At 62.8% G+C, this 25,610-nt stretch carries 23 protein-coding genes; 13 read left to right on the top strand and 10 right to left on the bottom strand.

The window, feature by feature from the left end:
- Positions 1-200: 200 nt before the first annotated feature.
- Positions 201-1,223, top strand: coding sequence for a M23 family metallopeptidase (locus G8767_RS04540; protein ID WP_166809447.1), 1,023 nt, complete (start codon positions 201-203; stop codon positions 1,221-1,223).
- Positions 1,224-1,302: 79 nt separating this feature from the next.
- Here G8767_RS04540 and pcrA read toward each other — a convergent pair whose 3' ends face one another.
- Positions 1,303-3,795, bottom strand: coding sequence for a DNA helicase PcrA (gene pcrA, locus G8767_RS04535; RefSeq protein WP_166809446.1), 2,493 nt, complete (start codon positions 3,793-3,795; stop codon positions 1,303-1,305).
- A 316-nt stretch (positions 3,796-4,111) separates the two neighbouring features.
- On the opposite strand from pcrA, the gene G8767_RS04530 reads away from it, so the two are divergent.
- Positions 4,112-4,447, top strand: coding sequence for a chorismate mutase (locus G8767_RS04530; protein WP_206028826.1), 336 nt, complete (start codon positions 4,112-4,114; stop codon positions 4,445-4,447).
- 74 nt (positions 4,448-4,521) lie between these two features.
- Here the strand turns inward: G8767_RS04530 and G8767_RS04525 are convergent, their stop codons facing one another.
- On the bottom strand, positions 4,522-5,976 hold the full coding sequence (locus G8767_RS04525) for an NAD-dependent succinate-semialdehyde dehydrogenase (protein WP_200316283.1): 1,455 nt from the start codon (positions 5,974-5,976) through the stop codon (positions 4,522-4,524).
- Positions 5,977-6,068: 92 nt separating this feature from the next.
- On the opposite strand from G8767_RS04525, the gene pgi reads away from it, so the two are divergent.
- Positions 6,069-7,724 carry a glucose-6-phosphate isomerase gene (gene pgi / locus G8767_RS04520; protein WP_166809445.1) on the top strand — a complete coding sequence of 552 codons (1,656 nt, stop codon included), beginning with the start codon at positions 6,069-6,071 and terminating at the stop codon, positions 7,722-7,724.
- Between the two features lie 21 nt (positions 7,725-7,745).
- On the opposite strand, the gene G8767_RS04515 is transcribed toward pgi, so the two are convergent.
- Complete coding sequence (locus tag G8767_RS04515; RefSeq protein WP_095971087.1) at positions 7,746-8,558, bottom strand: FAD:protein FMN transferase; 813 nt, start codon at positions 8,556-8,558, stop codon at positions 7,746-7,748.
- 900 nt (positions 8,559-9,458) lie between these two features.
- On the opposite strand from G8767_RS04515, the gene G8767_RS04510 reads away from it, so the two are divergent.
- On the top strand, positions 9,459-9,902 hold the full coding sequence (locus tag G8767_RS04510) for a helix-turn-helix transcriptional regulator (RefSeq protein WP_003946341.1): 444 nt from the start codon (positions 9,459-9,461) through the stop codon (positions 9,900-9,902).
- A gap of 13 nt (positions 9,903-9,915) precedes the next feature.
- Here G8767_RS04510 and G8767_RS04505 read toward each other — a convergent pair whose 3' ends face one another.
- Genes G8767_RS04505 through G8767_RS04495 form a run of 3 tightly spaced genes read right to left on the bottom strand, consistent with a single transcriptional unit; the run spans position 9,916 to position 12,017 of the window.
- Positions 9,916-10,734 carry an ABC transporter permease gene (locus G8767_RS04505; protein ID WP_095971088.1) on the bottom strand — a complete coding sequence of 273 codons (819 nt, stop codon included), beginning with the start codon at positions 10,732-10,734 and terminating at the stop codon, positions 9,916-9,918.
- Positions 10,694-11,545: an ATP-binding cassette domain-containing protein gene (locus tag G8767_RS04500; RefSeq protein ID WP_166809444.1), complete on the bottom strand. Its 852-nt coding sequence runs from the start codon at positions 11,543-11,545 to the stop codon at positions 10,694-10,696. The genes G8767_RS04505 and G8767_RS04500 overlap by 41 nt, the downstream gene beginning before the upstream one ends.
- A 1-nt stretch (position 11,546) precedes the next feature.
- Positions 11,547-12,017, bottom strand: coding sequence for a MarR family transcriptional regulator (locus G8767_RS04495; RefSeq protein ID WP_124567468.1), 471 nt, complete (start codon positions 12,015-12,017; stop codon positions 11,547-11,549).
- A gap of 123 nt (positions 12,018-12,140) precedes the next feature.
- Between G8767_RS04495 and G8767_RS04490 the strand changes: the two genes are divergently transcribed.
- Positions 12,141-12,644, top strand: a complete 504-nt coding sequence (locus tag G8767_RS04490; protein ID WP_095971091.1) for a hypothetical protein — start codon at positions 12,141-12,143, stop codon at positions 12,642-12,644.
- A gap of 3 nt (positions 12,645-12,647) precedes the next feature.
- Here G8767_RS04490 and G8767_RS04485 read toward each other — a convergent pair whose 3' ends face one another.
- Positions 12,648-13,970: an NAD(P)/FAD-dependent oxidoreductase gene (locus tag G8767_RS04485; RefSeq protein WP_166809443.1), complete on the bottom strand. Its 1,323-nt coding sequence runs from the start codon at positions 13,968-13,970 to the stop codon at positions 12,648-12,650.
- Positions 13,970-14,722, bottom strand: a complete 753-nt coding sequence (locus G8767_RS04480) for an SDR family oxidoreductase (protein WP_095971093.1) — start codon at positions 14,720-14,722, stop codon at positions 13,970-13,972. Before G8767_RS04480 ends, G8767_RS04485 begins: the two co-directional genes overlap by 1 nt.
- Before the next feature lie 82 nt (positions 14,723-14,804).
- Here G8767_RS04480 and G8767_RS04475 point away from each other — a divergent pair, with 82 nt between their 5' ends.
- The 3 genes from G8767_RS04475 to G8767_RS04465 are packed head-to-tail and all read left to right on the top strand — an operon-like array spanning position 14,805 to position 19,242.
- Positions 14,805-16,214, top strand: coding sequence for an NAD(P)/FAD-dependent oxidoreductase (locus tag G8767_RS04475; RefSeq protein ID WP_166809500.1), 1,410 nt, complete (start codon positions 14,805-14,807; stop codon positions 16,212-16,214).
- Between the two features lie 29 nt (positions 16,215-16,243).
- Positions 16,244-17,773 carry a carboxylesterase/lipase family protein gene (locus tag G8767_RS04470; protein ID WP_166809442.1) on the top strand — a complete coding sequence of 510 codons (1,530 nt, stop codon included), beginning with the start codon at positions 16,244-16,246 and terminating at the stop codon, positions 17,771-17,773.
- Complete coding sequence (locus G8767_RS04465; RefSeq protein WP_166809441.1) at positions 17,770-19,242, top strand: carboxylesterase/lipase family protein; 1,473 nt, start codon at positions 17,770-17,772, stop codon at positions 19,240-19,242. The genes G8767_RS04470 and G8767_RS04465 overlap by 4 nt, the downstream gene beginning before the upstream one ends.
- Positions 19,243-19,249: 7 nt before the next feature.
- Here the strand turns inward: G8767_RS04465 and G8767_RS04460 are convergent, their stop codons facing one another.
- Positions 19,250-19,675, bottom strand: a complete 426-nt coding sequence (locus G8767_RS04460) for a hypothetical protein (RefSeq protein ID WP_095971096.1) — start codon at positions 19,673-19,675, stop codon at positions 19,250-19,252.
- On the bottom strand, positions 19,672-20,262 hold the full coding sequence (locus tag G8767_RS04455) for an XRE family transcriptional regulator (protein WP_095971097.1): 591 nt from the start codon (positions 20,260-20,262) through the stop codon (positions 19,672-19,674). The genes G8767_RS04460 and G8767_RS04455 overlap by 4 nt, the downstream gene beginning before the upstream one ends.
- Before the next feature lie 167 nt (positions 20,263-20,429).
- On the opposite strand from G8767_RS04455, the gene G8767_RS04450 reads away from it, so the two are divergent.
- The 5 genes from G8767_RS04450 to G8767_RS04430 all read left to right on the top strand — a co-directional run bounded on the left by G8767_RS04450 (position 20,430) and on the right by G8767_RS04430 (position 25,573).
- A complete protein-coding gene (locus tag G8767_RS04450) occupies positions 20,430-21,215 on the top strand; it encodes an aldolase (protein WP_166809440.1) in 786 nt (261 codons plus the stop codon).
- Positions 21,216-21,248: 33 nt separating this feature from the next.
- Positions 21,249-22,151 carry a dihydrodipicolinate synthase family protein gene (locus G8767_RS04445; protein ID WP_166809439.1) on the top strand — a complete coding sequence of 301 codons (903 nt, stop codon included), beginning with the start codon at positions 21,249-21,251 and terminating at the stop codon, positions 22,149-22,151.
- Positions 22,152-22,210: 59 nt separating this feature from the next.
- A complete protein-coding gene (locus tag G8767_RS04440) occupies positions 22,211-23,077 on the top strand; it encodes an SDR family oxidoreductase (protein WP_124567474.1) in 867 nt (288 codons plus the stop codon).
- Positions 23,077-24,897, top strand: coding sequence for a DEAD/DEAH box helicase family protein (locus tag G8767_RS04435; protein WP_166809438.1), 1,821 nt, complete (start codon positions 23,077-23,079; stop codon positions 24,895-24,897). The genes G8767_RS04440 and G8767_RS04435 overlap by 1 nt, the downstream gene beginning before the upstream one ends.
- Positions 24,898-25,120: 223 nt before the next feature.
- On the top strand, positions 25,121-25,573 hold the full coding sequence (locus tag G8767_RS04430; protein ID WP_234036838.1) for a nitroreductase/quinone reductase family protein: 453 nt from the start codon (positions 25,121-25,123) through the stop codon (positions 25,571-25,573).
- Positions 25,574-25,610: the final 37 nt, after the last annotated feature.

The raw sequence follows: 25,610 nt of genomic DNA, 5'->3' as shown, positions 1-25,610 counted from the left end.
ATCCGGTTGTGACACGCGTGATCACGAAACGAGATGATTCGTCCGTTTTGCCCGGATCGACATATTCCCAGGTCAAGCTGTGAGGCACGTCACATAATCGGACAGGTTTCCGCTACGGCTTGCGCCCATCGCAATCATTTCGTTACCGTCAGTCGGTCTAAGTCACGGGCTGATCACGAACTCGAGGAGAGAACCGGCATATGCATAACCGCAGCCAGTTCACCGCTAGTAAGTTCTCGAACTCAGCTCCAGACGAGGTCACGACCACTTATCCAACGCACTCGGCCAGGCGTTACACCGAGACCAAAAGTTCTGAGATCTCTACCGATATGTTCACTCGAAATTCATCCTCCACGTCGTCCGATTCCGACTCTCACGAGTTCGTCGAGTCCGACGTGATCAGCACCCCCACTTACGCCTCCTCCGCACCGACAGTCGATGTCGAATCTCCGGTTCGCCGCAGCGGTGCTCACCGACTCCCCACCCCTCCCTCTGCTCTCAAGGGCCGTGCCGCCGTTCTGGCAGTTGCAGCCGGCGCAGTTGTCGCTGCGGGCCAGGCAGTTGTCAACGACGGTTCCTCTTCCGCCGCCGACCACTCGGAAGTTGCACTCGCCAACGAGTCCTCCGCGATCGGCACCACCGCAGAACCGCAGGCCGCTCAGTTCGCTCCGGCCACCTCCACGGCAGCCACCACCGAAGCCGACGCTCCCCAGGTCCTCAACGTCGCAGCACCGACCGACCTCTCCCAGTTCAGCAACCTGCTTGCCAAGGGCCAGCGTTTCAGTGACGAGCGCGCAGCACGCGAAGCCGCTGCCCGACGCCCGCTGTTCGTCCTGCCGGCAGTCGGCACGTTCACGTCCAACTTCGGCACCCGCTGGGGCACCCTGCACGCCGGCGTCGACATCGCCGCCCCGATCGGGACGCCCATCGTCGCAGTCGCCGACGGCAAGGTCATCGATTCAGGTCCGGCTTCCGGATTCGGCATGTGGGTCCGCCTGCAGCACGCAGACGGAACGATCACCGTCTACGGCCACATCGACACGTCCACCGTCACCGTCGGTCAGCAGGTCATGGCCGGCGACCAGATCGCCACTGTCGGCAACCGCGGCTTCTCCACCGGCCCGCACCTTCACTTCGAGGTTCACCTCGCCGGCGAGAACAAAATCGATCCCCTCCCTTGGCTTGCCTCACGCGGCATCAGCCTCGGCGTCGAGCAGGACTGATCGCACGCCCAACGCTTCAGAGCAAAAACTTCCGGCCCGCACCTTTCCAGGTACGGGCCGGAAGTTTTTTGCCTGTCTTTTACAGCTTGACCATCGGCACACCGCCGATGAGCATCAACCGCACCTTGCCCGCACTACCGAAGTCGATGGTGACCGTCGCGGTGGGTCCGGTGCCCTTCGTTTCCAACACGGTGCCCAGACCGTACTTGTCGTGGCTGACGCGGTCACCCGTGGCGAGGACCAGAACGTTGTTGCGGCCACGCGCGGCACCGAAACTGGGAGTCGACGCGGCCTTGCCGGACCCTCCCCCGTAGTTCTGCCCGCCACCGTATCCCTGGCCGCCCTGGCTGCCGTAGCGGCTTCCGCTGCCGTAACCGGGCCTGCCGCTTCCGAATCCGCCACCGGTGCCCGGATCCTCACGGCGCCAGTTGATCAGGTCCTCCGGGATCTCCTGGATGAATCGTGACGCCGGGTTCTGGATCGGTTGCCCCCAAGCCGAACGCATGATCGCGCGCGTCAGGTACAGGCGCTGCCTGGCACGGGTGATGCCGACGTAGGCGAGACGACGCTCTTCGGACAGCTCTGCCGGATCCCCGAGGGCGCGCATGTGCGGGAACTGCCCGTCCTCCCAACCGGTGACGAAGACGACCGGGAACTCGAGGCCCTTGGCGGTATGAAGCGTCATCATGGTCACGACGCCGTCGTCGGAGTCCGGCAGCTGATCGGCGTCGGCGACAAGTGACACCCGTTCGAGGAAGGCGGCAAGCGAACCCGGATCGGGTTCGCCCTCACGCATTGCTGCCGTTTCCTCGTCGTCTGGATCGATCAGTCCGGCCGCGTTTCGTGCGTCGGAACTGAATTCCCTTGCCACACTGACGAGCTCGTTCAGGTTGTCGAGTCGCGCGCCGTCCTGCGGATCGCTGCTCGCCGCAAGCTCGGCGCGGTAGCCGGTTCGCTCGAGCACCGCCTCGGCAACCTCACCGATGTCACCGAGCTCGAAGGGTTCGTCCTCGTCGGCGGCCGCTGTCGGCAGCAGGGCCCGCAGCCCGTCCATCATCTCGAGGAACGACGCGATGGCCTTCTGTGACCGCGTATTGAGCAGCGCCACTTTGCCTTCCGCGCCGTCACGGAGAGCGGCGGCGAAGCTGATGTTGCGATGTTCGGAGTGCACGGCGACGCAGGCTTCGGCTCGATCACCGATACCCCGTCGCGGCGTGTTGAGGATGCGTCGCAGGCTCACGGTGTCGTCTTCGTTGGCGAGGACGCGCAGGTACGCGACGATGTCCCGAACTTCCTTGCGCTCGTAGAAGCGAACGCCGCCGACCACCTTGTACGGCACGCCGAGTCGGATGAAGATCTCCTCGAGCGCACGTGAGGAGTTGTTGGTCCGGTAGAACACCGCGATGTCGGCGAACTTGGTCTCGCCCTGGTCCACCAGCCGATCGATCTCCGAGGCGACGAACGATGCTTCGTCGTGCTCGTTGTCTGCAACGTAACCGACGATCAGTTCGCCTTCACCCGAATCGGTCCACAGACGCTTTTCTCGTCGACCGGTGTTCTTGGAGATCACGGAGTTGGCCGCAGACAGAATGTTCTGCGTCGAACGGTAGTTCTGTTCGAGGAGGATGGTCCGAGCGTCCGGGTAGTCGCGTTCGAACTCTTCGATGTTGCGGATCGTGGCTCCGCGGAATGCGTAGATCGACTGATCGGCGTCACCGACGACGCACAATTCGGCCGGGGCAACGGCATGGTCGGACTCTCCGGCTCCGCCGACCAGTTCACGCACAAGCATGTACTGCGCATGGTTGGTGTCCTGGTACTCGTCGACGAGCACGTGACGGAAGCGGCGGCGGTAATACTCGGCGATCTGGGGAAACGCCTGCAAAAGCGCAACGGTCTCACCGATGAGATCGTCGAAGTCGAGTGCGTTCGCAGCACGCAGCCGCTCTTGGTAGTGGCCGTAGACCTTGGCGATCAGTCGCGGCAGTTCGGCCGAATCCTGATCGGCTGCGACAACCGCCTCTTCCGGTCCGACGAGTTCGTTCTTCAGGTTGGAGATGTGAGTGGCGAGTAGCCGCGCGGAGAATCGTTTGGTGTCGAGCTCGAGGTCCTTCGAGATCATCGTCAGCAGTCGACGCGAATCGTCGGAATCGTAGATCGAGAAATTCGAGTTCAAACCGGGCAGGAGCGCCGCCTGCGCTCGCAGGATGCGCACGCAACTCGAGTGGAACGTCGATACCCACATAGCGTTGGCACGCGGTCCGACAAGAGCTGCCACACGCTCGCGCATCTCGGCCGCAGCCTTGTTGGTGAACGTGATGGCCAGGATCTGACCGGGGGTGACACCCCGTTCGGCCAGCAGATAGGCGATGCGACGCGTCAGCACTGCCGTCTTGCCCGAGCCGGCGCCCGCGACGATCAGCAACGGCGAACCGGCATGGACCACGGCCTCGCGCTGTTGCGGGTTGAGACCGTCGAGGAGGGCGTCCGAACCCGCGTCGTGTCCCCGCGCGCCGCCCCCGTCGTGCTGGGAATGTCCGTCGTGCTCACCGAGTGCTGGGTACGTGTTCATCGCCTGTCCACGCTACCGGCGTCCACCGACACGGTCGTCAGTGCGTCCACCTGCTGGTAGAGGCACTTGGATTACCTGTGTCGAGCATGGCAAACTGGACGCTATGTTCAGCATTTCCGTTCGCGACAACACGGCCGACCCCGTCGGCCCGCTGTGGCGTTACTTTACGTGCCCCGGACCTCGGTGCACGTGATCTGAACAGCTCACCCGCCCCTGGTCCGAATCGGATCCGGGGCATTTTCGTCAGTGTGCCTGGATCGGTAACGACCCGAGCCGAGACCACGATCCACGCAGTAGGAAGAGGAGACGAATAGCAATGAGCACCCAGGCTGCAGCCCCCAATGGAAATACTGTAAATACTGTCGATACTGTGAAAACTGTTCCGACCGACGTCGAGGTCCCCCAGAGTGAGGCCGAGATCGACGAACTCCGGAAAGAAATCGACCGGCTCGACGCCGAGATCCTCGCGGCCATCAAACGCCGCTCCGAGGTCTCCCAGATCATCGGCCGTACCCGGATGGCATCGGGTGGTCCGCGTCTGGTGCACAGCCGAGAGATGAAGGTCCTCGAACGGTTCAACGAGCTGGGCCAGGAAGGCCACACTCTCGCGATGCTGCTCCTGCGCCTGGGCCGCGGACGCCTGGGCCACTAGCGCACGCCCTGTTCACTCGAGAACGGCCACATCGGATGCCTCTGGCAGTCCCGATGTGGCCGTTCGCGTATGTATCAGCTCTCGAGCGCGATGTACTTCGTATTCAGGTATTCCTCGATCCCCTCGGTCCCGCCCTCACGGCCGAATCCGGATTCCTTCACACCACCGAACGGCGCTGCCGCGTCCGAGATCACTCCGCGGTTGACGCCGATCATTCCTGATTCCAGTGCGTCGGAAACTCGAAGCGCACGGTCGAGATCCCTCGTGAAGATGTATGCGGCCAGGCCGAACTCCGTGTCGTTGGCGGCTGCGATGCCTTCGGCTTCGGTGTCGAAGCCGGTGATCGCGGCGACGGGCCCGAAGACCTCTTCTTTCAGGATCCGTGCGCTCGCCGGAACGTCGGCCAACACCGTGGCCGGATAGAAGTACCCCTCACCACCTGGCGCTTCGCCGCCGAGCCGCACCTTCGCCCCGGCATCCACCGCATCTGCAACCAACTCTGCGACCGTGTCGAGTTGGTTCTGATTGATCAGCGGGCCGAGCTTCGTCTCCGGGTCGGTACCGGGTCCCATGGTGAAAGTCGCCATCTTCTCGGTCAGCTTGGTCGTGAACTCTTCACGCACGGCGTTGGCGACATGGAACCGGTTGGCGGCGGTGCATGCTTCGCCACCGTTGCGAAGCTTGGCGAGTACCGCACCCTCGACTGCCTTGTCGACGTCGGCGTCGTCGAACACGACGAAGGGTGCGTTGCCACCCAATTCCATCGACGTTCGCAGCAACCGCTTCGCGGACTTCTCCACCAGCATCTTGCCGACACCGGTGGACCCGGTGAAGGTGAGCTTGCGCAGTCGAGGGTCGTCGATGAGTGGGCCGGTCACTTCACCGGATTTCGATGTCGGCAACACCGAGAGGACTCCGTCGGGCAGCCCTGCTTCGGCCATGAGCTGAGCGAGCAGCAGCATCGTCAACGGGGTCTCCGAGGCGGGCTTGACGATGATCGTGCAGCCGGCAGCCAAGGCCGGTCCGATCTTGCGGGTACCCATCGCCAACGGGAAGTTCCACGGTGTGATGGCCAGACATGGTCCGACCGGTGCCTTCGTGACGAGGATCCGGCCGTTGCCCGCCGGTGCCGGCGTGTAGCGTCCGCCGATACGAACGGCCTCCTCGCTGAACCACCGGAAGAACTCGGCGCCGTACTTGACCTCGGCACGGCTCTCGGCGAGTGCCTTGCCCATCTCGAGAGTCATCAGCAGCGCCACGTCCTCGGCGCGCTCGGTGATCTTCTCGTAGACGGCTCGCAGGATTTCTCCGCGCTCACGTGCAGGAGTGCTCGCCCACGTCGACGAAACCGCCACGGCTTCGTCCAGCGCGCGCAACGCATCCGCCGGGCTCGCATCGGCGACGTCGGTCAACGATTTCCCGGTCGCCGGATCCGATACCGAAAATGTCGCGTTGTTCTCCGCGGGCACGAACCGGCCGCCGACGAACAACTGGGTGGGAACTGATCGAATGAATTCGAATGTGTCCATGGGTTCCATGATGCTCGCCGCCGGCGCGTACGTCTGCTGGCGAGTAAGACTCGCGAGGAAGTTTCCAGCCAGTGCCACTAAAGTCGATGATCGTGAGCACTGATATCACCGGAACCTCAGCCTGGCAGAAACTGCGCGCTCATTACGCCGACATCGAAGGCGTTCACCTGCGAGAACTCTTCCAGGACGATCCCGCCCGCGGGCGAGAGTTGACGATCGACGCCGGTGATCTTCACATCGACTACAGCAAACATCGCGTCAGCCGCGAGACTCTCACGCTGCTCGTCGACCTGGCCCGCGAGGCCGGCGTCGAGGCACGACGCGACGCGATGTTCGCGGGCGATCACATCAACACTTCGGAAGACCGCGCCGTACTGCACACTGCGCTGCGTCTGCCCAAGGGTTCTGCTCTGACCGTCGACGGTCAAGACGTCGTGACGGACGTTCACGAAGTTCTGGACGCGATGGGCGCTTTCGCTGATCGTGTGCGCAGTGGCGAGTGGACCGGAGCTACCGGCAAGCGCATCCGCACCGTCGTCAACATCGGCATCGGCGGTTCCGACCTCGGGCCGGTGATGGTCTACCGTGCACTGCGGCACTACGCCGATGCCGGAATCAGCGTCCGGTTCGTCTCCAACATCGACCCGGTCGACCTGGTCGGGCAGCTCGACGACCTCGATCCGGAGACGACGCTCTTCATCGTCGCATCCAAGACATTCTCCACCCTCGAGACGCTCACCAACGCGACGGCGGCAAAGCGTTGGCTGTTCGCCGGTCTGGGCAGCGAGGACGTCTCGGCCGTAGCCAAGCACTTCGTCGCAGTCTCCACCCACGGCGACCGCGTGGCGGAGTTCGGCATCGACACCGCGAACATGTTCGGGTTCTGGGATTGGGTCGGCGGGCGCTACTCCGTCGACTCGGCGATCGGCTTGTCGGTCATGTGCGCCGTCGGACCCGTTCGTTTTGCGGAGTTCCTCGACGGATTCCACCAGATCGACACGCACTTCCGAAACCAACCGCTCGAGCAGAACGCGCCGGTCCTCCTCGGCCTCATCGGGCTCTGGTACTCGAACTTCTTCGGTGCTCAGTCGCGCGCGGTGCTGCCCTACTCCAACGACTTGTTGCGCTTTCCCGCCTACCTGCAGCAGCTGACCATGGAGTCCAACGGCAAGTCGGTGCGCGCCGACGGTTCACCGGTGACCACGTCCACCGGTGAAATCTTCTGGGGCGAGCCGGGAACCAACGGCCAGCACGCGTTCTATCAGCTCCTGCATCAGGGCACGTGGCTCGTGCCCGCCGATTTCATCGGCTTCGCGGAATCCACCGACGACCTGCCGACGGCGGATGGCACCGGATCCATGCACGATCTGCTCATGAGTAACTTCTTCGCTCAGACAAAGGTTCTCGCGTTCGGCAAAACGGCAGAAGAGATCGCGGCAGAGGGCACGGCACCGGAGTTGGTTCCGCACAAGGTCATGCCAGGCAACCGGCCTTCGAGCACCATCTTGGCGAAGGAGCTGACCCCATCGGTCGTCGGTCAGCTGATCGCTCTCTACGAGCATCAGGTCTTCGTCGAAGGTGCTGTGTGGGGTGTCAATCCGTTCGATCAGTGGGGCGTCGAACTCGGCAAGACACAGGCCCTGGAACTGGGGCCTGCGCTCTCTTCCGAAGAGGCACCCGGCGACCTCGGCGACACGTCAACCGACGCACTGGTGCACTGGTACCGCACAGAGCGCGGACGGGCCTGACGTCACGCGGCGAACCTGACTTCACGCGGCTGCCGGGCCGAACCAGCTTTCCGTTGTGTACACGCGTCCGGATCGGTCGACGAGCCGAGCGCGAAGCTCTTGCTGTTCAACCCATTTGATCGCACTGATCCCCCGGATCAATGCTGCTTCGCTCGCGGCGTACGCCCACACCGCGTCGTCAGCAATCACCGAGACCTGTGCCCACTCCGTGGAGGGCCGCTCCTGGTTCGGCTCCCAGGAGGGCAGCTCTCCCGCCCGCGCCGTCGCCATCGCAGTTCCGTTGACCAGTTCGACTTCCTCGCTGCCCGGCACCGGAATCTGCCAGCCACCGGCCGGTGCGTGGCCGGCCGTGGCGATCACGTCACCGATCCGCACGGCAACGCCACATTGTAATTCGGCGGCGACGATCTGCGCGGCGCGATCGACGGTGTCCGCCTTGGCAACTCCGGTGATGTCGAACGACGCACCCCACGGTGCGTACACCACGTCTCCGTCGAGCTGTACGTCCTCGAATGTCGGGGTCGGGTGCACCGGAGGAATGGATTCGTCCTCGGAGAAGTTGTCGGCAAGCGGATTGACCGCCCCACCGGTCATACGGGCCGCCCACAGCGCCGATCGCAAGAGAGCAGACATGCGCCGAGTCACTTTGACCGGAGTTCCCTGAGCGAGGTTGACGGCGTGAATCTCGGCGTCGCCCCGGCGAAGGTCGCACACCGCCTCGGTTTCGTCGATGGCAGATGCGATCAACGCGTGCGCAGTGGGCAGCGCAGCGCCCTCGGTGACATCCACCTCCACGGCGGAATCCCACATCGCCCACTTCTCGACACTGACCATGTCAGTCCTGCCCTTCGAACACCGCGTTGTAACCAGTATGCGCCGGTCATCAAGCCCCGTGCCATAAAGCGTTTCCGAGGCCGAGGCCCACATGCTGCAGGCTGAGCATCGCGGCACGGCACCACCGGCTGGATCTGTGCGACAGAATTGCCGCCCGGACTGTCGCTCTCCGTGGGCAAGGCGTGTAGTCCTCCGAATGGCTCTGACGTGTACCCGACTGCGACGGACGTCGACTACTGCTGGTGCAGCAGGCAATTCCGATCAGAAAGACGCAGAGGCGACGCTCGACGTGTCCGGAGGGGATGCTGCGCCTCGAGCCCGGTGTGCCGCAGCAACACGTCCGAGCGGCGCCGATATCACCGCACGAGATAGTGGCGAACGACGAGAAGCACTGTGTTCCAACATCGGTGACATACCAATCGGCCGCTTTCGACGCGCGTCACTTTCGACAGGTGGACGCACCCGACCGCTCACTCTCGACCGCGAAAAATACGCTTCGCCACTACGCGCGAGAGTCGAGCAGAGCACCGGGACGGAGTTCCGAACACGCGGCGCGCCAACCGCCGCAGAGAGTGACGCCGTGTGCCCCCCAGCAGCTCCTGCACGTTACAGACCAAGCAGGAATGCATCGACTCGAAATGGATAGGACCGGCTGAAAGAACCTGCAGCACAATGGCGTAACCACCGCCGTTTGGCTTATACGCTACCGCTGCACACCTTGGCAAAACGAACGGTCAGTACGCGGCGTAAATCACATACTTTACAAAGTCTTTGGAATCTCTCGGCGCCAAATATCCGCAGGTGAAAGGACTTTCGACCGGAGTCCAGAATAACCGTGTCGTCTACTATGTGAAAACTGCGAAGTAGCTGTGACGCTGGGTCACGCTCGAGGGAGGAATTGTGACCGATTCATTCAAGGACCGCTTGAACGCCTTGTATCCGGCCACAGCACCGAGACTCACCAACGCACAAGTTGTGGAAGCCCTTTCACAACGCGGATGCAAGATTTCGACACCGTACCTCTCTCAGCTCCGGAGCGGTGTGCGCACCAATCCGTCGGAGCAAGTCGTTTTGGCATTGGCCGATTACTTCGGCGTAGCAGCAGAGTACTTCTTCGGTCCGACGCCTCGGCAGGATCCCGAACTGATTCCGGAAGAAGACCGTTCGGTTGTCGAAGAGTTCCACGACAGCGAATTGCGTTCTCTGGCCATAAAAGCGGTCGATCTCTCCCCTGAATCGCAGGATTTGCTCTCGTCGATTGCGGAGAAACTTCGCTCGTCCGAAGGACTCCCGGCTGTACCTCCGGATTGCAGCACGTACACCCCACCGTTCACTCGTGACTGATCCAGTGTGACTATCAGCGAGTCAACCGGCCCAATAGTGCCGAGGCGGTGACGATTCCGAGCAGCGCCGCCCCGATCAGCACGCCGAAGTCGACGAGGTAGTTGGTCGGCATTCCGATCAGCAGACCGCGCAGTGCCGACACCTCGTAGCTCAGCGGGTTGATGCGGCTGAGCCACTGAACCCACGTCGGCATGAGTTCGACCGGGTACAGCGCATTCGACGCAAAGAACAGTGGCATGGTGATTGCCTGCCCGATGCCCATCAATCGATCTCGTTTGAGCACGATCCCCGCGATCGCAACCGACAGACAGGCGAAGAACGCGGAGCCGAGGACAACGACGGCCACGACGCCGAGCAGCTTGATCGGATTCCACGTCATGCTCACGCCCAACAGTGCCGCCACGACGACTACGACCACGGCCTGGGCTACCGCGCGGATCCCGGCGGCGAATGCCTTACCGGTCACCAATGCAGCGCGCGGCGTCGGTGTGACCATCAACTTGGTGAGGACTCCTGCGTCACGCTCCCAGATGATCTGGATTCCGTAGAAGATTGCAACAAAAAGAGCGGACTGCGCAATGATGCCCGGCGCGAGAAAGTCGAGATACGGTACGTCGCCAGTCGGGATCGCTCGGATATGACTGAACGTCTGACCGAAGATCACCAACCAGAGGATCGGCTGGATTGCGCGCGTGACCAATTCAGATCGGTCGTGCCGCAACTTCTGAACTTCCACGAGGCAGAATGTGTAAATTCTCGAGAGCAATCGGGCAAAGCCGTTGGTAGTGGGATCAGCCCAAGCGGCGCGCTGTGCGACGGGCAGTGCGGACATCGCGGAGACCTCCTGACTTGTCGCCGGTGAGGTCGTCGCCGGTGTAATGACGGAACACGTCTTCGAGAGTGGACTCCGGCCCCAGTTCGGCGGCCAACGCGCTCGGCTCGCCCACTGCACGAAGTTCACCGTGATGCATCAACGCAACACGATCACAGAGCTCCTCGGCTTCTTCCATGTAGTGCGTGGTGAGCAGGACAGTCATGCCGTACTGCTTCTGCATCTCCGTCACGCGCTGCCAGACGGATTCGCGGGCAATGGGATCCAGCCCCACCGTCGGTTCGTCGAGTACCAGCAGCGACGGTCGGTTCACCAGTGCCTGCGCAAGTTCGAGCCTTCGCACCATACCGCCGGAGAAACTCGACGCGAGACGATCACCTGCATCGAGCAGATCCACCATCTCGAGCGCTTGATCGACGCGCTCGCGTCGTTCGGACCGCGGAACGTCGTACAGGCGCGCGAACCAGGTCATGTTCTCGCGTGCGGTCAATGCGCTTTCGATCGAGAGCTGTTGTGGCACGTACCCGAGGTAGCGCCGAATCGCCATCGCTTCGGTACGAACGGAGCGACCGAGAATTCGAATGTCACCGTCTTGCAGAGGAAGTAACGTGTTGAGCAATCTGATCGTCGTCGTCTTTCCTGCACCGTTGGGACCGAGCAGGCCGAAGCACTCCCCCGCGTTGACAACCAGACTCAGGTTGTCCACCGCACGGTGATCACCGAACTTGTATGTCACCGAGTCGATCTCGACCGCGTGTGCGCCGGGGTCAGGTGAACCTGCCGCTCGGCTCTTCCACCACTGTGTCAGCATCTCACTGCCCCTCGCCTTCTGATCCGGCTGCTGCCAGAGCGCTCGCCAATCGCGACAGGGCCGGAAGCGCAGCCTCGATACTCGCCCTGTCTTCCTCGGTCAGACTCGACAATGCCTGGCCGACGATCACGCTCCGGCGATCGCGCCACACTTCGACGCGGGCGCGCGCCTCGTCCGAGAGCACCAATCGCGCGACGCGTCGATCGGACTCGTCGGCAACGCGTTCGATCACTCCTTCGTCGACCAGCTGTCGAACCAAGGTGGACACCGTGTTTGCCGCAACACCCAATCGCCCGGCGGCCTCGGCCACGGACAGACCCGGGTTGCGTCGTAGCAGCCTGACGAGTTCGATCTGGGCTCCTCCGAGCGGTCGTTCTGCAAACGGCCGCCCCGACGCCTTCCTGGTGCCCCGGCGCAATTGACCGAGCGTTTCCAGGACGTCGTCCGCAAGATCTGCTCCGAATTCATCCACACCTCACAATAGCTCTGTAACAGAGCTATTGTCGAGGCAACAATCGACCAGCGTTTTCAGCTCGCCTTCACCGGGTATCCCCGACTGCTTGCCCCGAGCACTCCCGCCCAGAACGGAGACGTCATGCGCAGACAGTGGTTGTTCGCGACGGTTGCGAGTACCGCCCTCGTCCTCACCGGTTGCTCGCCCGACGCCCTCGATTCCGGGGACAGCGCAGACAACGTCACTGCCATTTCGACGTCGCTGTCGCCACCCGCTGCCGCTGATGCGCCCCTGCTGAAGACCGCCGACTCCCCGCTCGGGACGATCGCCGTCGACGGCGAAGGCATGACCGTCTACGTCTACAACCCGGACGAGGAGAACTCACAAGCCGGTTCGTGTGACGAAGCGTGCCTTCGATACTGGCCTGCGGTCACCTCGGTCACCGACTCACCCATCGTCGAAGGAATCGACGCTGTCATCAGCACCGTCGACGGGCCGGAGGGATCCTTCCAGATCACCGTCAACGGCAAGCCCGTTTATCGGTACCTCGACGACAAGGTTCCCGGCGACATGCTCGGGCAGAGCGTCGGCAGCCTGTGGTGGATGATCGACGCCGCCGGGAACCCCGTGTTCAAGACCGAGTAGCCCTCAGTTGTACGGCTGCCGAGCGGTTTCGGGGTCGCCGTACGTGATTGCCCGTTCCCGACGGGTTTTCGACGCCAGGGTCGCGCCCCAGTTCAGCACCGTGCTGGCGCGGTTGCGGAACCCGGCGAGGAACGCGATGTGGATGATTCCCCAGGACACCCACCCGATGAACCCGGACAACTGGACCGGCCCTGCCTGGAGCAACGCATGGCGACGTGAAATGTAGGCCGCAGTTCCAAGATCGCGGTACTTGAATGGTTTTCGGCTGGGTACACCGTTCTCGACGGTTGCCGCGATCCGGGCCCCGGCGTGCCGACCGCCCTGCATCGCCACCTCGGCGACACCGGCAAGTTTGTCCCGAGACATGAGATCGCCCACCACGTAGACGTTGGGGTGGCCGGGGACGGTCAGATCGGCTTCCACTTCGATGCGGCCACCACCGACCTGCTTCACCCCCAGCGCTGTGGCCAGGGCCTCGGCGAACGGCACTGCTTCGACGCCTGCGGTCCACAGAATCGTCCGAGTCTCGTACTGCCGCTTCTCTTTTGTCTTCTTGTCCGTCGTCTCGATGCTGGTCTCGCACACGTCGGTGACATGTACACCGAGGTGCGTCTCGACGCCGATCCCGTCGAGAGTGCGTTTGGCTGCGGCCGAGAGCTTGCGACTGAACGAGGGCAACACACGATCGTCCCCGTGGAAGAGCAGCACCCGCGCTTCGTCCGGGTCGATGGACCGAAACTCGTTGGTCAGAGCGTGCATTGCCAATTCACGGATCTGTCCGGCCAATTCGACTCCGGTCGGCCCACCGCCCGCCACGGCGAAGGTCAGCCACGGTCGACGCTCCTCCGCCGTCGGGAGCGATTCCGCCATCTCGAACGCGGCAATGAGACTGCGCCTGATGGCCAAAGCGTCGTCGAGCGTTTTCATGCCGGGCGCCCATTTGATGAACTCGTCCTGGCCGTGGTACGACTGCCGCATTCCGGCCGCCACGATCAGGTAGTCGTACGGCAGCTCGAAGGTGGAACCGTCGAAACGACTGGCAGTCAGTACCCCGGCGTCCGCGTCGACCGACTTCGCCTCGCCGAGCACGACGTTCGTGTTCTTGTTGTCCTCGAGCAGATGACGCAGCGGACTTGCGATCTGTCCTTCGGAGAGCAGACCCGTAGCGCACTGGTAAAGCAGTGGCTGGAAGACATGGCTGGTTCCCCGGTCGATCAGAACCACCTCGACGTCGGCCTTCTTGAGTCGTCTAGCCGCGTACAACCCACCGAAGCCGCCACCGACGATCACTACCCGGGGCTTACCGTTCGAAATGTGGATGCTCATCAGACGAACCTCGCTGTCACGGAGTTGGGCAGGAATCGTAGGGCCGCATCTATTCCCTGCCACTTGAGGCCGGGTAGCGCCGCTCGAGTGGTTTCCTTCTCGATGGCGTCGACCATGGCGCTGACGCCTTCGTCCAAACTCGCCATGAGTGCCGCGTCGTCGCCCGCGCCGGCCGACATGTCGGTCTTGATGAACCCCGGCAACAAGGTGGTGACCCGAATAGGTGTGCGCGACAACTCGATACTGAGCGCCTCACCGAGAGCCGCAACCCCGGCTTTGCTCGCCGAGTAGGCCGCCTTTGGCCCGGGTAGCCCTCGATCCGCGCTGATCGAGGAGACGAGAACCAGGTGTCCGGCGTCCTGCGCGCGGAAGATCTCGAGTGCCGCTTCACACTGCGAAAGCGCACCGACAAAATTCGTCTGGGCTGTTGCGAGATTGGCGTGCGCTTTGCCGGTGCCGATCTTCGCGCCCTTGCCGAGTCCGGCGTTCACGATCACTCGGTCCAGGCCACCCAACTCGTCGCGCAGCTCGCCGAAAACTCGGACGACGGAATCGTGTTCGGTCACATCGAGTTCGCGTACCGCGACGCTGATCGAGGGGTACTGCGCGACCAACTCCTCACGCAGCGAGTCGAGACGATCGGTCCGCCGGGCACACAGTGCGAGGTCGCGACCTGCTGCGGCAAATCTCCTGGCCATCTCCTCCCCGAGACCCGAACTGGCACCCGTGATCAAAATCTTCTGCCGCGTCATGGGTGCAACTGTAGCCACCATCGAGCTCTCGTACCCGGCAGTAACCGAGCGAACTCGGACCGATCCGGCATACCGTGGAGCCATGACCGACGAATTCGATGTCATCGTGATCGGCGGTGGGCCCGCCGGCGAGAACGCCGCTGCATACGCCATCGCCGGAAGCAATCGCACCGCCGCAATCGTGGAACACGAGCTGGTCGGTGGTGAATGCTCGTATTGGGCTTGTATGCCGAGCAAGGCGCTGTTGCGTCCAGGGCAGGTCCTCGAGGCGGCCGAGGCATTACCGGGAATTCCAGCCGGACCGCTCGACGTCGAGGCCGTCCTGAAACGGCGTGACTCGTTCACCCACAACCACGACGATTCGTCCCAGGTCGACTGGGCCACCTCGGTCGGGATCACCGTGATCAGAGGCCACGGGGTGATCGACGGTGAGCGGGCCGTGACCGTCGACGGGATCCGCAAACTCCGCGCCCGCCAGGCCGTTGTACTCGCGACCGGCACTACTGCCACTGTCCCGAAGACGCCGGGGTTGCGAGAGGCACTCCCGTGGACTTCTCGCGATGCGACCAATCTGCACGAAGTTCCGTCGCGCGTGGCGGTCATCGGCGGCGGAGTTGTCGCTGCGGAGTGCGCAACGTGGTTGTCGTCGTTCGGCGCTCACGTGACACTGCTCGTGAGGGGCGATGCGCTGTTGAAATCGGCGGAACCGTTTGCCGGAACGATGGTGGCCGAAGCACTCGGCGCCCGCGGGGTGGACGTTCGACTGAGCACCGCCGTCAACTCGGTGTCGCGACCCGATGCCACGGACACCGGTGAGGGCCACATCCACGGTGGACCTGTCAGCATCGAGACCTCTTCCGGTGTGATCGAGGTCGACGAGGTCATCGTCGCGGCGGGCCGCGGGCCGACATCTGCCGAGCTCGGCTTGTCCGTCATCGGCCTCGAGGACGGCAAGTACGTCACCACCGACGATCACCTCTGTGCCCAAGGTGAATGGCTGTACGCCGTCGGCGACATCAACGGTCGTTCTCCCCTCACTCACATGGGCAAGTATCAGGCGAGAGTCTGCGGAGATGTCATCGCCGCGCGGGCCGAGAGTCGCGGACTGCGGGGACCTCGATACACAGCCTCGGCAGACAACGGACAGGTGCCCCAGGTGGTGTTCACCTCACCCGAGATCGCCTGGGTGGGGCGCACCGAGAAGACAGCTCGCGCCGACGGCTACGACGTCGAAGTCGTGGAGATCGAACTCGCCGTCGCGGGATCGTCGCTGCTGCGCGACGACTACTCGGGACGCGCGAAGTTGGTGATCGACAAGGCCACCGACGTGATCCTCGGCGCCACCTTTGCCGGACCCGAAGTATCGGAGCTGGTGCACGCGGCGACAATCGCGGTTGTCGGCGCCGTACCGTTGGAAACTCTCTGGCATGCTGTGCCCTCGTATCCGACGGTCAGTGAGGTCTGGCTTCGACTACTGGAGGCTCGCCGCTGACGCGCTCCCGAAGTACGTATAGTCGCGACATGGCGTCCGACATACTTGTGACCACGGCCGACGGCACCCTGCGCGGTCGCCGGGTGGGAAAACTTCGTGCCTGGCGCGGAATTCCCTACGCTCGGCCACCGGTCGGAACGCTGCGTCTGACGCGGCCTCAGCCGGTCACACCGTGGACCGGAGAACGCGACGCGACCAGGTTCGGCGACGCCTCGGTCCAACACAAGAAGGGGCTGTTGCTCGCGCCAGGGAAGTACCAGCCCAGAAGCGAGGACTGCCTGACACTCAACGTGCTCGCTCCGGCGAACACCGGCAGTACGCCGCTCCCCGTCATGGTTTTCATCCACGGCGGGGCGAACACCATCGGAACCTCCGCCACCGGCCTGTACTCCGGCGTGTCCCTCGTCGAACGCGGCAACGTCGTCTACGTCTCGATCAACTACCGCCTCGGTGCTCTGGGGTACCTCGATTTCACACCCTTCTCAACGGCCGAGCGGGCATTCGATTCCAACCTCGGACTGCGCGATCAAGTCGCGGCCCTGCAGTGGGTGCAACGCAACATCGCCGCCTTCGGTGGGGATCCTGAAAAAGTCACGATCTTCGGTGAATCCGCCGGAGCCACTGCCGTCACCACCTTGATGGCTACACCGGCTGCCAAGGGACTGTTCGCTGGTGCGATCGCCGAGAGTTCGGCTCCGGACCTGGTCTCGAGCACGCAGCGATCGCACGCCTGGGGTGCGCGTTTCGTCGAGATCCTCAATTCCGGTCTACCGCCCGCGAAAGCTTTGACCTCGGCGACAGCCGTCGAATTGGGCCGAGCGGGCAGCAGACTCGGCGCCGAGGTACTGGCGAACACGCCTGGACTACATCCCTTCGGTCCGGTCGTCGACGGCGACTTCCTGCCGCGCTCGCCCTTGGATGCCTTCAAAGAAGGATCGGCACACCGGGTTCCGATGATCATCGGAACCAACAGGCGGGAGGGAACGCTGTTCCCGAAGGTGCTCGACGCGCTCCCGACCAACCCGTCGCGCATCGACACCATGTTCGCCCTCACCGATCCCGAGGCCGGAAAACGCATCCTCGCAACCTATCCCGGATACCCGGACGAGCAGTCCGCGATCGACGTCGGCGGCGACGTCACGTTCTGGCACCCTTCCGTGGAGTTGATGCAGGCTCACGCGCAATCGGCGCCGACGTACGCCTACCGGTTCGACTTTGCTCCGACGATGATGCGCTGGCTCGGCCTCGACGCCACTCACGGATTCGAGATGTTCGCGGTCTTCGGTATCGGTGACACCGTGATCGGTCGCGGTCTCACTCTTCCCGGCGGTCGGCGAGGATTGCGGGCAGTCACCGAATCCGTTCAGGGACACTGGCTTCACTTCGCCAAGCACGGGGTTCCGCGCGGATCGTGGCCACGGTACGACGCACAGCAGCGCCCGACCATGATCTTCGATCAGATCGTGCGCGTCGAGAACGACCCGAGGCGTGAACAACGCTTGGCCTGGGCCGGATACAGCGGTTACCGTAGCCACGGCACCGACATCTCTCTACCGTGACGAGCTCTCTCGAGATCACTCTCGATTCCGGAGTCGTGCGCGGTCGCGTCGATCGAGGGCTGCGCACTTGGCGGGCTATCCCCTACGCTGCTCCCCCGATCGGCCCCTGGAGATTTCGCGCGCCACAGGCTGTAGAGGCCTGGGATGGAGTCCGCCCGGCGGAAACATTCGGTTCTCCGTCTCCGCAGCGTAAGAGCAACTTCGACGAGAACTCGCTCTTCGTCAACGTCGTGGCCCCGCAGTCCCCTTCGGATTCGCTGCGACCGGTCATGGTCTTCATTCACGGCGGCGCGTACAACGGCGGGAATCCGTCAACGCCCATGTATCGCGGAACGACTCTGGTCGAGCGGGGCGACATCGTCTACGTTTCTGTCCAGTACCGGCTGGGCGCACTGGGTTACCTCGATTTCAGCGAATACTCCACTGCCGAAGAAGTGTTCGAGACGAATCTTGGATTGCGCGATCAGATTGCCGCACTGGAGTGGGTCCAGCGGAACATCGCTGCGTTCGGTGGTGATCCGGATGCTGTCACCGTGTTCGGTGAATCATCCGGCGCAAACGCGGTGACAACTCTGATGGCAACGCCGGCGGCCGAAGGGTTGTTCGCCCGGGCAATCGCTCAAAGTCCCCCGGCTGCTTCGGCATACGGAAAAGATCGAGCGCATCGGTGGGCGCGCGAGTTCCTCGAGATCGCACACGCACCGGCAACCGATCCGGCCTCGTGGCTGCGTTCCGCTTCGGTGAGGGAACTGGTCGATGCCGGCGAAGAACTTGCGCGACGCGGCGCGGACGAAGAACCGGGAACGCGGGCATTCGCCCCTGTAGTGGGTGACGATGTCCTTTCCGAACACCCGCTCGACGTATTCGCCGCCGGACGCGCCCACCCCGTTCCGCTGCTCGTCGGTTCGAATCTCCATGAGGGGCGGATCTTTCCGCGCGTTCTCGACATCTTGCCTACCAACCCGGTTCGTATCGAGAAGATGTTCTCCCACACCTCACCGGAGGTAAAAGAGCGCGCGCTTGCGGCCTACCCGACATATCCGCATCGTTTCGCTGCCGCCGATCTCGGCGGCGACATCACGTTCTGGGAACCGGCAATACTGTGCGCACAGGGCCATTGCCAGGTAGCTCCGACCTACAGCTACCGCTACGATTTTGCGCCGCGACTGCTCAGACTCATCGGCATGAACGCCACCCATGCCACCGAATTGCTTGCCGTCTTCGGACGTTCGGACGCACTCACCGCGGCCCTGACCGCGGTCGGTGGCCGGCGCGGACTGGCTGCAGTGACCTCCACCGTCCAGCGCCACTGGATTCATTTCGCCCGTCACGGAGCGCCGGACCTGGATTGGCCCGCCTACTCCGTGCCGAAGCGGCAAACGATGATCTTCGACGAGACGTCCCGGCTGGAGGACGACCCGATGGGTGAGCGTCGACGAGCCTGGATCGGTTACGAGCACCGACGCTGAAGTCCGATCAGAAGAACTGGCCCTTCACGAAACCTGCCAGCAGGACCGCGAATCCGCCGACCTCACCGAGAATCAGCAGAATCATTCCGAGATGCAGCGGCGGACCGGCAGACTCGAACTGGTTGTCGGTGTCTTTCATCGCACCGTGCGCGATATAGCTGAATATCGCTGCGAGAAAGAAGAACACGACCACTGCTGCACTGGTCAGATTGATCCACGTCGGCCACACACTGAGTTCGACGAACACCGCGATCAACAGTGTTGCGAACGAATACATCAGAGCCGCACGGTGCGCGATGTCGACATACGGATGCGCGAGGTGATTGTCCGAGGTGGCCATCTGTCGGTACTTCCAGATTCCCAGGCACAGCGAGAGCAGGAAGATCAGACCGGCCGCGAGCAGCGTCAGTGACGTGTCGATCCCGAGCATCATCTGCTCACCCCGCAGTGAGCTTCCAGAGAGTCACCGCTGGGTGATCCAGTCGAAGGCGTGTCGTAGACGACGACAAGCACCGTCGCACCACCATCCGACACCGACCGCATCCGGTGTGGCGTATTCGCGTCGAAGTAGAGACTGTCACCGGCGTCGAGGTGAATCGTCTGCCCGGGAATTTCGAATTCGACGGAACCGGAGTGCACGAACACGAACTCCTCTCCCGTGTGATCCATGAACTTCGGGCCCATCACCGAGGCGGGGTGAACTACGAACGGCTGCATGGCCTTTCCGACCAGAGCGGGAGCGATCGGATCGTAGACCGAGGACTCGGCCGAGGAAGCCTGGTCGATAACGCGATCCTTGGCGCGCGCGATCGTCATGACATTGCCCTCCATGCTGTCCGAGAACAGTTGTCCCACATCGGCATCGAGCACGCGCGCAATCTTGAGCGCCACCGCGATCGACGGTGTACTGATGCCCCGCTCGACCTTCGAGAGGTAACTCTTCGTCAGACCGGTCTGCTCGGCCAACCCCTCGAGCGTCAGACCGGCGCGACGCCGATGTGTTCGCAAAAACGCTGCCATTCGAAATCCTCTCACGAGACTTTGTGTCATCACCCTACCAACACATTGACCTGCGGCAATCAGTGCCGAACAAGCCAAGGGTTGCGCAATTCCGTCCTATATGACACTTTGTGTCTTATAGGTGACTTAATGTCATCCGCACCAGGATCCCGAGAAAGGCACACCCCATGACCCACACGATGCAAGCGAGCAAGCAAGAACTCATGGCCACCGCCGAAACGAAGATGCTCACCGAAGTAGCCACAGGTAGCTGGACCCTTCGACAGAAGATCGCACTGACCTGCAGGGCACTGTCGGACGCCGGCCACGATTCCGGCCTCGCCGGCCAGATCTCCGCCCGCGGGGAGCAACCCGGCACATTCGTCACCCAGCGACTCGGCCTCGGGTTCGACGAAATCACCGAGGACAACCTCCTGCTCGTCAACGAGGATCTCGAGGTCCTCGACGGCCAGGGAATGCCGAATCCAGCCAACAGATTCCACAGCTGGATCTACCGCGCGCGGCCCGACGTGAACTGCATCGTCCACACGCACCCACTGCACGCGACGGCCTTGTCGATGCTCGAGATTCCCCTCGTCGTATCACAGATGGACATTGCTCCCCTCTACGACGACTGCGCATTTCTCGCCGACTGGCCCGGAGTTCCCGTGGGAAACGAGGAGGGCGAGATCATTTCGGCTGCACTCGGAGACAAGCGAGCAATTCTGCTCGCCCACCACGGCCAACTCGTCGTCGGCAATACCGTCGAAGAGGCATGTTCCCTCGGGCATCTGATCGAACGGGCCGCGCGGCTGCAGTTGCTGGCGATGGCTGCCGGTGACATCAAGCCGCTACCGCCTCGCCTGGCGAAAGAGGCACACGATTGGACGCTGACTCCTCGGCGCAGCGAGGCGAACTTCGCGTACTACGCCCGCCGTGCTCTCCGCAATCATCCAGACACGCTGACCAACTGAATTTCGTTTCTCCCCAACAGAACAGAGAACCTCATGAGCAGCACCATCAAGGGAATCGTCGCCTATCCCATCACCCCGTTCGACCGGGGCACCGGAGCCTTCGATCCCAAGCCGCTACACACGCTCCTCGACAGCATGATCAGCAATGGTGTCGACGCGATAGCCCCTCTCGGCAGTACCGGCGAGAGCGCCTATCTCGACGATGCAGAGTGGGAGACGGTCGCTCGGGAAACTGTCGACTACGTCGACCGCCGAGTCCCCACCGTCGTCGGAGTGTCGGATCTGACGACGGCGGGAGCACTCCGCCGAGCATCGATCGCGGCAGACGCAGGCGCCGACGCAATGATGATCCTCCCCACGTCGTACTGGCATCTGGGTGAGCAGGAGATTCGTGAACACGTCACTGCGGTCGCCGATTCCGTCGACATTCCGACGATGATCTACAACAATCCGGCAACCACCGGCATCGACATGTCGCCGGAGTTTCTCGTCGATCTCGTCTCCACCGTCGACGGCATCACGATGATCAAGGAATCCACCGGCGACATCACCAGGATGAACCGCATCAACGAACTGGGCGGTGGCACGATCCCCTTCTTCAACGGCAGCAATCCTCTTGCACTGCAATCTTTCTCTGCCGGCGCAAGCGGATGGTGCACGGCAGCGCCGTGCCTGGCACCCGAACAGGTGGTGCACTTCTGGCGGCTCCTCGAGTCCGGTGATCGGTCGGGCGCCGGCGCCGTGTTCGAACAGATCGAGCCACTCCTGAAGGTCCTCGTCAGTCGCGGACTGCCGTCGACGGTCAAAGCCGGGTTGGAATTTCTCGGCGTCGACGCCGGCCTTCCCCGTCGGCCTCTCCTTCCACTCGACGACGGCACGAGGACAGCTTTGTCCGACTCTCTGTCGGTGGCTCGCGGTGTAATCGTCGCGTCGTGACCTGAGGTGGGAGTGGGTTCCGGCAAGATGGGATGCACACCGACCGAAGGAGGGGCACCATGTCCGTAGATTCACGGTCTGCGAGGATCGCCGTCACCGGCGCTACCGGTCATATCGGCGGACTGGTGGCCCAGTCGTTGGCGGACGCCGGTGTCCCGCAGCGGCTGATCGCACGGTCGGTCAACCGATTACCGCAGCTCGCCGGTGCCGATTCGGCCGAGACCACGTACGGGGATCAGGAGCGCGCTCTCGCGGCTCTGGCCGGAATCGACACCCTCTTCATGGTCTCGGCAGCCGAAAGCGCAGATCGCCTGGATCAGCACCGCACCTTCATCGACGCTGCAGCGGCAGCCGGGGTCAGGCACATCGTCTACACGTCTTTCCTCGGCGCCGCCCCGGACGCGACGTTCACCCTCGCTCGCGATCACTGGGTCACCGAAGAACATATCCGCGCTTCCGGACTCGCATTCACCTTCCTGCGCGACAGCTTCTACCTCGATTTCCTACCCGCTCTCGCCGGTGAAGACGGTGTGATCCGCGGACCCGCAGGGGATGGTCTCGTCGGCGCGGTAGCGCGGTCCGACATTGCTGCAGTCGCTGTGTCGGTTCTGCAGGATCTGGATTCTCATGTCGGACAGACGTACAACCTGACCGGACGGGAGGCACTGACGCTCTCCGAGGCCGCGAGCATCATCACCGAAGTCACCGGCAAGCGGACCACGTATGTCGAGGAAACGCTCGAGGAAGCCTACGAGTCGCGGGCGTCGTACAACGCGCCCGCTTGGGAGCTCGACGCTTGGGTGTCGACGTACACCGCGATCGCGCAGGGCGAGTTGGCTCTGATCACGACCACAGTGGAGGACCTTGTCGGCAGACCGCCGCTCACATTGCGTGAATTCCTCACGGCGCAGCTCGATATCGCCTGATGCCGCCACGCAAAGCAACCACGGCACGCAAGGCTGCCGCAAAGAAGGCTTCACCCAAGAAGGCCACCCCGAAAAAAGCAGCACCGAAAAAAGCAGCACCGAAAAAGAGCTCGGCCAAGAAGACCGCCACCAAGACTGTCGCGAAGAAAAGGTCACGCGCGGCGATGCCGGAGGTTCCGACAGCCGGTCCTGGTGAACGAGTCTGGCTCCTCGACGTTCCCTTCCGAACGCCGGCCCCTGGTGCGCAGTTCGTCAAGAAGTGGAAGAGCTACGCGTGGGTGGGTGCTGATCTGCCCGCAGAACTCGCACCGTTCAAGGCACTCCCGTTCTCGTATCAGCAGTGGGTCGAGGACGACATCAATGACAGCATCGGGGAGCGTCCGGTTGCCGCCTCCAAAACTCCTCGGCCCGAGCAGGTTTCGGGCGCGGCGGCTGTTGTCGACGCTGCACGATCCGGCAAACGCGGATTTCTGTTGGCGGACAATGCCGGTCTGGGAAAAACGCTGATCGCGGTGATGTCGGCCAAGACGATTGCCGAAGAGCGCGGCGAAACCAACATCCTCGTCCTTGTCGATCGGCCAGCACAGATCACCATTCCGCATTGGCGCTATTCCATCGCCTCGGTGGGCGACGGCGGATTCCGTTGGCTGATCATGTCGCCGGACCAATTGAAGAAGCTGATTGCACGAAACGGCCGTCCCAAGTACACGTTCGGCGTGGTGATTGCGGACGAAGCCCAGCTGTACAGCAACGACACACAGCGCACGGCTGCATTCGAGAAGGTCGCACGCTTTTCTAATGCGCACGAGCAGGCTCCGTTCGTCCTGTCCGTGACGGCAACTCCGGGACATACGCCGGCAGACCAGCGTTACCTGGCACCACTTTTTGCGCAGCTGCATTCAGAACCTTCGGAGTACTGGTCCGACCTGGGTGCCAGGCTTGTCGAGTCCGGCCTGCCACTGGACAAGTCCTACGGGAAGTGGACGTGGAGCGCAGAGGCGAAGGAATCACCGGCACTGCAATCTCAGGCACTCGAGACCGTGCGCGGGTGGATGTCGAACAGTACACCGCCCTTGATGATTCATCGGCCGACTCCGTGGGGGCCGGTTCCGCTCGACGGTATGCCCATCGACCTCACCCATGCCCAGCGCGCCGAGTACGAGACCGAATGGGCGGAGTACGCCTACGAAATGGGATTGGCTCGTAAGAGCCGCAACGTTGCGCGGGGCCGTGCGCTGGTTCTCCGCTATCGACAGAAAGCGGGAATGATTCGCGCCGAGTCGACGGCACAGTGGGCGCAGGCCCAGGTCAAAGCGGGCAAGCAGGTGTTGGTTGCTGTCGAATTCGTCTCCACGGCAGGCGATCCACTGGTCGAGATGATCGAAGACTCCGGGATCTCTGTGGCAAAACTGTTCGGCGCAGTGCCGGACAAGGAGGGTCAGCGTCTGCGGTTTCAACGCGGGGACGCACCGGTCATCGTCTTCAATGTCACGACCTCGATTTCGCTGCATGCCAACGAAGCGCTCCCCGACGGCACTCACGCGTCCTCGCTGCCACGGACGGGGATCTTTCATCAGCCTCGATACTCGGGAATCGCGGCAGAACAGACATTCGGTCGGTCACATCGCGACTACCAGACGTGTCCGTGGGTCATACCCTTCGGCGTGGGCACCAAGGAAGAGGACGTCGCCACCGTCATGCTGCGCAATCTCAATTCCGTGACCGGTCTGAAGGGCGGCGATCGATCCGGACTGCGTTCACTGTCCGAATTGCTCGGCGTCGAGTGGCTCGAGCCTGACGTCTTGACGTCAGATCCCTGACCATCCACTCGGCATCCAATGGGCACAGACGAACGGTTTCGGAGTTTTGCCCCAATTCCGCTTCACTGAAACCGAATTCGCTTGACCGCTTCCTTCCTTTTGGGACTTTGGGACTCAGATATCTGTGACTCGGCGTGGCACACTGTTTCGAGGTCGGCAGGCCCGATCCCGAAACAGTGCCGAGAAAGCGAGAGGTCCGATGCGCAATATCTACCGTTCATTGATGCGCAATGTCGGCCATACACAATGGTTCTCGGATCTCGGGAAGGATCTGGTTCCGCTCGATCGGGCGGTACAGAAGGTGTCGGGTGGCAAACTCTCACTTGTCGGAGAGAACACCGTGACTCAGCTACTGCTCACCACGACGGGCCGTAAGACGGGCCGTTCTCGCACCACGCCCCTTCTGTACGCACCGGACGGCGATGCCTTTGTCGTCGTCGGATCCAACTGGGGGCAGGATACGCATCCAGCGTGGACACTCAACTTGATGGCAAACCCCGCCGCGATCGTGACGGTGAAGGGGGTTGAAATACCGGTCGGTGCGAGTCTGGCGGAGGGCGCCACGCGTAAGAAGCTGTGGGAACTCGCGACCACCACGTGGCCGCCGTACGAAACCTACGCCGATCGAGCGTTCGGGCGCCAGATCCGCGTATTTCGACTCCAACCTGTCAAATAGCTGCTGCCGGGCGCAGGATGGGAAGGACCACCCTGCC

Source organism: Rhodococcus sp. IC4_135 (genome assembly GCF_011602025.1).
Taxonomy (GTDB): domain Bacteria; phylum Actinomycetota; class Actinomycetes; order Mycobacteriales; family Mycobacteriaceae; genus Rhodococcus_F; species Rhodococcus_F baikonurensis.
Note: the sequence above shows the minus strand (reverse complement) of the source record. Positions and strands in the feature narration are given on the sequence as shown.

What these genes read in the sequence shown, in the direction of transcription:
- G8767_RS04430 (WP_234036838.1), top strand. Translation starts at nt 25,121, where the DNA reads ATGCGCAATGTCGGCCATACACAATGGTTCTCGGATCTCGGGAAGGAT.
- G8767_RS04540 (WP_166809447.1), top strand. Translation starts at nt 201, where the DNA reads ATGCATAACCGCAGCCAGTTCACCGCTAGTAAGTTCTCGAACTCAGCT.
- G8767_RS04505 (WP_095971088.1), bottom strand. Translation starts at nt 10,734, where the DNA reads ATGTCCGCACTGCCCGTCGCACAGCGCGCCGCTTGGGCTGATCCCACT.
- G8767_RS04490 (WP_095971091.1), top strand. Translation starts at nt 12,141, where the DNA reads ATGCGCAGACAGTGGTTGTTCGCGACGGTTGCGAGTACCGCCCTCGTC.
- G8767_RS04515 (WP_095971087.1), bottom strand. Translation starts at nt 8,558, where the DNA reads ATGGTCAGTGTCGAGAAGTGGGCGATGTGGGATTCCGCCGTGGAGGTG.
- G8767_RS04440 (WP_124567474.1), top strand. Translation starts at nt 22,211, where the DNA reads ATGTCCGTAGATTCACGGTCTGCGAGGATCGCCGTCACCGGCGCTACC.
- G8767_RS04460 (WP_095971096.1), bottom strand. Translation starts at nt 19,675, where the DNA reads ATGATGCTCGGGATCGACACGTCACTGACGCTGCTCGCGGCCGGTCTG.
- G8767_RS04435 (WP_166809438.1), top strand. Translation starts at nt 23,077, where the DNA reads ATGCCGCCACGCAAAGCAACCACGGCACGCAAGGCTGCCGCAAAGAAG.
- G8767_RS04530 (WP_206028826.1), top strand. Translation starts at nt 4,112, where the DNA reads ATGAGCACCCAGGCTGCAGCCCCCAATGGAAATACTGTAAATACTGTC.
- pcrA (WP_166809446.1), bottom strand. Translation starts at nt 3,795, where the DNA reads ATGAACACGTACCCAGCACTCGGTGAGCACGACGGACATTCCCAGCAC.
- G8767_RS04470 (WP_166809442.1), top strand. Translation starts at nt 16,244, where the DNA reads ATGGCGTCCGACATACTTGTGACCACGGCCGACGGCACCCTGCGCGGT.
- G8767_RS04455 (WP_095971097.1), bottom strand. Translation starts at nt 20,262, where the DNA reads ATGGCAGCGTTTTTGCGAACACATCGGCGTCGCGCCGGTCTGACGCTC.
- G8767_RS04500 (WP_166809444.1), bottom strand. Translation starts at nt 11,545, where the DNA reads ATGCTGACACAGTGGTGGAAGAGCCGAGCGGCAGGTTCACCTGACCCC.
- G8767_RS04525 (WP_200316283.1), bottom strand. Translation starts at nt 5,976, where the DNA reads ATGGACACATTCGAATTCATTCGATCAGTTCCCACCCAGTTGTTCGTC.
- G8767_RS04480 (WP_095971093.1), bottom strand. Translation starts at nt 14,722, where the DNA reads ATGACGCGGCAGAAGATTTTGATCACGGGTGCCAGTTCGGGTCTCGGG.
- G8767_RS04445 (WP_166809439.1), top strand. Translation starts at nt 21,249, where the DNA reads ATGAGCAGCACCATCAAGGGAATCGTCGCCTATCCCATCACCCCGTTC.
- G8767_RS04485 (WP_166809443.1), bottom strand. Translation starts at nt 13,970, where the DNA reads ATGAGCATCCACATTTCGAACGGTAAGCCCCGGGTAGTGATCGTCGGT.
- G8767_RS04450 (WP_166809440.1), top strand. Translation starts at nt 20,430, where the DNA reads ATGACCCACACGATGCAAGCGAGCAAGCAAGAACTCATGGCCACCGCC.
- G8767_RS04475 (WP_166809500.1), top strand. Translation starts at nt 14,805, where the DNA reads ATGACCGACGAATTCGATGTCATCGTGATCGGCGGTGGGCCCGCCGGC.